This window comes from Nostoc sp. UHCC 0251 (assembly GCF_034932245.1).
GTDB lineage: Bacteria > Cyanobacteriota > Cyanobacteriia > Cyanobacteriales > Nostocaceae > Nostoc.
Map to the genome: position 1 here is coordinate 1 of NZ_JAYGHD010000212.1, position 4,163 is coordinate 4,163.

At 41.9% G+C, this 4,163-nt stretch carries 5 protein-coding genes; 4 read left to right on the forward strand and 1 reads right to left on the reverse strand.

The features are described 5' to 3' along the window. Nucleotides 1-313 precede the first annotated feature (313 nt). From VB740_RS17405 to VB740_RS17415, 3 genes are all read left to right on the forward strand, one after another. On the forward strand, nt 314-1,042 hold the full coding sequence (locus VB740_RS17405; protein WP_323201218.1) for a MotA/TolQ/ExbB proton channel family protein: 729 nt from the start codon (nt 314-316) through the stop codon (nt 1,040-1,042). A gap of 45 nt (nt 1,043-1,087) precedes the next feature. After that, entirely contained in the window at nt 1,088-1,786 is a 699-nt protein-coding gene (locus tag VB740_RS17410) for a biopolymer transporter ExbD (protein ID WP_323201219.1), read from the forward strand. A gap of 270 nt (nt 1,787-2,056) precedes the next feature. Next, the gene (locus VB740_RS17415; protein ID WP_323201220.1) at nt 2,057-2,419 is read left to right on the forward strand and encodes a phage holin family protein; all 363 of its coding nucleotides are present in this window, start codon (nt 2,057-2,059) and stop codon (nt 2,417-2,419) included. A gap of 73 nt (nt 2,420-2,492) precedes the next feature. Here the strand turns inward: VB740_RS17415 and psb29 are convergent, their stop codons facing one another. Further along, on the reverse strand, nt 2,493-3,200 hold the full coding sequence (gene psb29 / locus VB740_RS17420) for a photosystem II biogenesis protein Psp29 (protein ID WP_323201221.1): 708 nt from the start codon (nt 3,198-3,200) through the stop codon (nt 2,493-2,495). A gap of 203 nt (nt 3,201-3,403) precedes the next feature. Here psb29 and VB740_RS17425 point away from each other — a divergent pair, with 203 nt between their 5' ends. After that, nucleotides 3,404-4,006: a chromophore lyase CpcT/CpeT gene (locus VB740_RS17425; RefSeq protein ID WP_323201222.1), complete on the forward strand. Its 603-nt coding sequence runs from the start codon at nt 3,404-3,406 to the stop codon at nt 4,004-4,006. Nucleotides 4,007-4,163: the final 157 nt, after the last annotated feature.

The window sequence follows — 4,163 nt, forward strand, 5'->3', positions numbered from 1 at the left end:
TAAGTTGGCGTAAATAATTGTCGTTGGGATAAGGCAATAGGCAATAGGCAATAGGGAATAGGCAATAGGCAATAGGTATAAGGGTTTTAGCTTAGTTAAGTTTTCTTCATATAGTTTGATTTTATTGTGCCAACTTACTTACCTACCCAACGGCAAGTTTGTCTAGCAGCCTAAGTCAAATACGTCATGCTTACACTGTCTTTTTAAGTTTTTGAGAAATTTATATTTTGGAAGCCCCTCATTTTGCATTAATCTCTAGAATTAAAATGCTTTATCACATTTGCTCTAGTCATGGAGGGAGGAAACTTAAACAGTGGATATTTTAGATTTGTTTTATAAAGGCGGGCCAGCAATGTGGCCTTTGCTAATTCTCTCGATTCTGTCTTTGAGTGTAATTTTCGAGCGTTTGTGGTTTTGGTTGCGAATTTTGACTCAGGAAAAGCAAATAGTTAATAGAATCCTAGATGCTGCCCAGGATAATTGGCAAGTAGCTGCGGACATTGCAAGACAAGCAAGCCATCAACCTGTGGGGCGTTTTCTCTATGCACCTCTACGTTTAGTGAAAACTAATGCAGAAACCTTTCGATTAGCACTTGAGTCCACAGCCGAAGATGAATTGGCTGGGATGCGGCGGGGCGAAAAACTTTTAGAAGCCGTGATTGCCCTCGCGCCGCTACTGGGATTGTTAGGTACCGTTTTGGGTCTAATCCAGTCTCTTCGCGCAATTCGGATTGGCGACTTGGGAACTGAATCTACTGCTGGGGTAACGACTGGTATTGGCGAATCCTTAATTAGTACGGCAGCGGGGCTAATAGTTGCCATCATTAGTTTGGTATTTTACCGCCTATTTCAAAGTTTTGTAGTCAACCAAGTCAAAGTTTTTCGGAAGGCAGGGAATGAGATGGAATTGCTCTACCACCAGTCTCCGCCTGACTTTAGTAAAAGTACATCAGCAATTGCGCGGGAAAATTTCATTCCACCCCGCAAGCCAGGAAAGACTAGGCTTGCTGAACCACCTGAACCCCCAAATGCACCTAACTAATTAGTCAAAATTTCAACCCCCGAACCAGGCGTTTAAATTGAGAAAATGAAAGTTAATCTACATACCCCAATTGAAGAAGTTCAAATTCAAATTATCCCTTTAATTGATGTTGTTTTTTGTATCCTGACGTTTTTTTTATTAGCGGCATTACAATTTACACGACAACAGGCAATAAATGTTGATTTGCCCAAAGCCAGCGCTAGTTCAGTATCTGGAATAACATCACAAAGCGGAAGTCTGATTGTAACTATCGATGCCGTTGGCAATACTTACATAGAAAAACAGCCTGTAAAACGGGATGATTTGGGAGCGAGTTTAAAACAGTATCTCCAACAAAACCCCAGTGGCATTGTGGTGCTGAATGCTTCGCGGACAGCAATTTATAATGATGTGATTGAGACATTGGATTTGCTACGGCAAGTAGGAGGCGATCGCGTTTCTTTAGGAATTATTCCTGGACCATCTCAACCACCCACAAACTCACTCAACCAGCCTAATATCCCCTCTTTCCCTATCAATCCTGGTGCTGCACCAATACCCACAACCGCACCATTTCCAGGCATCAATCCCGAAGGGAATCTTGCCCCTAAATTTCCCTTAGCACCTGATTCTGTACCTCTTCCTGGCATAACTCAGCCTCCAACTGGACAAGGTGTCAGTCCTATCAATCCTGGTATTTCCAATCCAGCAGCATCCCCAGCACCTATAGCACCTAAACAAACCCAACCTCCTCTTAAAAGATGAGATAGGGGCATTGGGCATTGGGCATGGGGCATTGGGCATTGGGCATGGGGCATTGGGCATTGGTATTTCTACCCCTGCCTCCCCTGCCTCCTCTGCCTCCTCATCCCCCCTACCTCCTCATCTCCAATCCTAAAGATATCTAAAACAAAATTCGGTTAGCAATAAAATTTCTGCTAATTTACAAATAATTGGTTGAGCTTTAAAGATTTTTCCACAGAGAAAGTGAAGTAATTTATCACCAATTGCCATTCACGTTTCAGGGGTTGTGGCATGAATATTGTGACGCTTTTAATTGTTTGGGTAGTAACAGCTATCAGCCTGTTAATAATTAGTAAATTACCTTTAGGAGTTGAAATTGAAACTCCTGGTAAAGCTTTCCTTTCTGCCGCAGTGCTTGGTATCGTGACGGCAATAGTCAGACCGATTTTAAGACTCGTTTTTGCAGTACCCAATTTACTTACCTTGGACTTGTTATCTGGCATTTTCACCTTTATGATTGCCGTGGTTTGTTTTAGTATTGCTGCTTGGTTAGTAGAGGGCTTTCGCTTACGTTATGGGATTTGGAGTGCTGTTATTGGGGCATTTACGCTAACTATAATTAACAGCTTAATCTACAAAATATTGGGTGTATAAAATAAAATATGAGTTGGGAGTTATTAACAACTCCTAACTCATAACTCATTTACTCATCACTCCCATCTCCTAACTATTCGTTGGAACTTGGAGGAGCAACAGTGGTAGCTGATTGTTGTTTACGTTGTTCGCGTTTTTTGCGATCGGCTGAGAGCATATCTGCCATCACCACCAAAGCTTGCGCCATTTTCTCTAGGTTAGAACGGTATAATTCCAAATCCTTGTTGAGTTTGTCATCAGAAAGGTGCAAGCCAGCAGCGATCGCTTTTAGCGCCTCTGTGAGTTGCTTTTCATCTTTGACTAATTCAGGATCTGACTGTTCTAATAACGAAAATAAACCAATTGCGAACAATCGGTTGTATTTAAAGTTAGGATTGTTGGCGATCGCTTGCAGTTGTGCTTGCAAGTCAGCATCTCGATCTAAGTAAGTAGTTTGACCTAGCCACCCAATTAAATCTTTAACTGGTAAACCTTTAGCTACAGCTTGCAATCTTTCGGCATCCTGTCGATAATGTTGCGGATCTTGTTCTATAGCCCGACATAGGGCGTTAAAAATTGATTCTTGATCCCGTTCTGGTTGATAGCCTTGCATGAAGCGGTCAAAGGTAGTGACGACGCCCAAGGCATAAATTGGATTGTAGCTAAAATCGATATTTACTGATAGCAGATGCATTTCTACCATCAATTCTTCTACTACCCGGCGATAAATAGTGTTGATCGGACGGGTATGAAGATTGTAAAAAGTTCGTTTTGTATCAGAGACGGTACGGACGTTATTCACAAAGAAAATGTTAAGGGCGACGTATCTTTATTTTCTCGCTTAAAGGCTACTTTGCCAAGTTTAGCTTTTGACTGGTGACGCTTTCATTTACAATGTAGACAAATCAAAAATATTTTATAAGCTAGTAGCCATAAGGGATAAGACCGTTTCTCCTAAAAAACTAGCTAAAAAATATCATCCTTAATGATTCGTTTATTGTATTTATGAACTTCTCGCCACAGTTAATTGCTTTAGGTGAGTACCTAGCTGGTGAATTTGATAATCAGGAACAAGCCATAGGAGAACCAGCTTGGTATGTCCACCTCCGTCTGTGGCAAAGACCAATTAATCTCTTCACAGAAGATAGCATCACCCTATTTGCCGAACAGGCTAACGTTATTAACTTAGATAAACCTTACCGCCAGCGTATTATGCGGTTGCGCCAGGGCAGTAATGACACATCTCTGGAAGTACAATACTACATGCCTCAAGATCCAGATGCATTAAAAGGCGCAGGCAATAACCCTGCTCTATTAAACACACTGACACCCGAACAATTAGATTTACTACCAGGTTGTATCCTAACAGTAACTCAGGAAACACAAGCGGGCGATCGCTATAAGTTTACCGCCACTCCATTACCAGAGACTAGTTGCAGTTTTACTTATCTTGGTAATAGCATTAATGTTTCCCTGGGTTTTGAAGCTACTGCGGCAGAATTTCACAGCTACGACAAAGGAATCGACCTAGAAACTGGGAAAGCAACTTGGGGAGCGATTATGGGGCCTTATCGCTACGCCAAGCTAAATCAGTATTCAATAAGATAAAGTTATGAGTTAACTCCTAACTCCTCACTTTTAACAAGTAGTGGGGGTTTAAGTCCCCTGTCTCTATAGGCAGCAGGTTTTGTGTCGGGGTCTAAATCCCCGTTACAAAACGTAATTGCGTTAGCGCAGCGTTAGCGACGTAGGAGCGTCATTGCGA

Coding starts and splice junctions, on each gene's coding strand:
- VB740_RS17410 (WP_323201219.1), top strand. CDS start 1,088: ATGAAAGTTAATCTACATACCCCAATTGAAGAAGTTCAAATTCAAATT.
- VB740_RS17415 (WP_323201220.1), top strand. CDS start 2,057: ATGAATATTGTGACGCTTTTAATTGTTTGGGTAGTAACAGCTATCAGC.
- VB740_RS17425 (WP_323201222.1), top strand. CDS start 3,404: ATGAACTTCTCGCCACAGTTAATTGCTTTAGGTGAGTACCTAGCTGGT.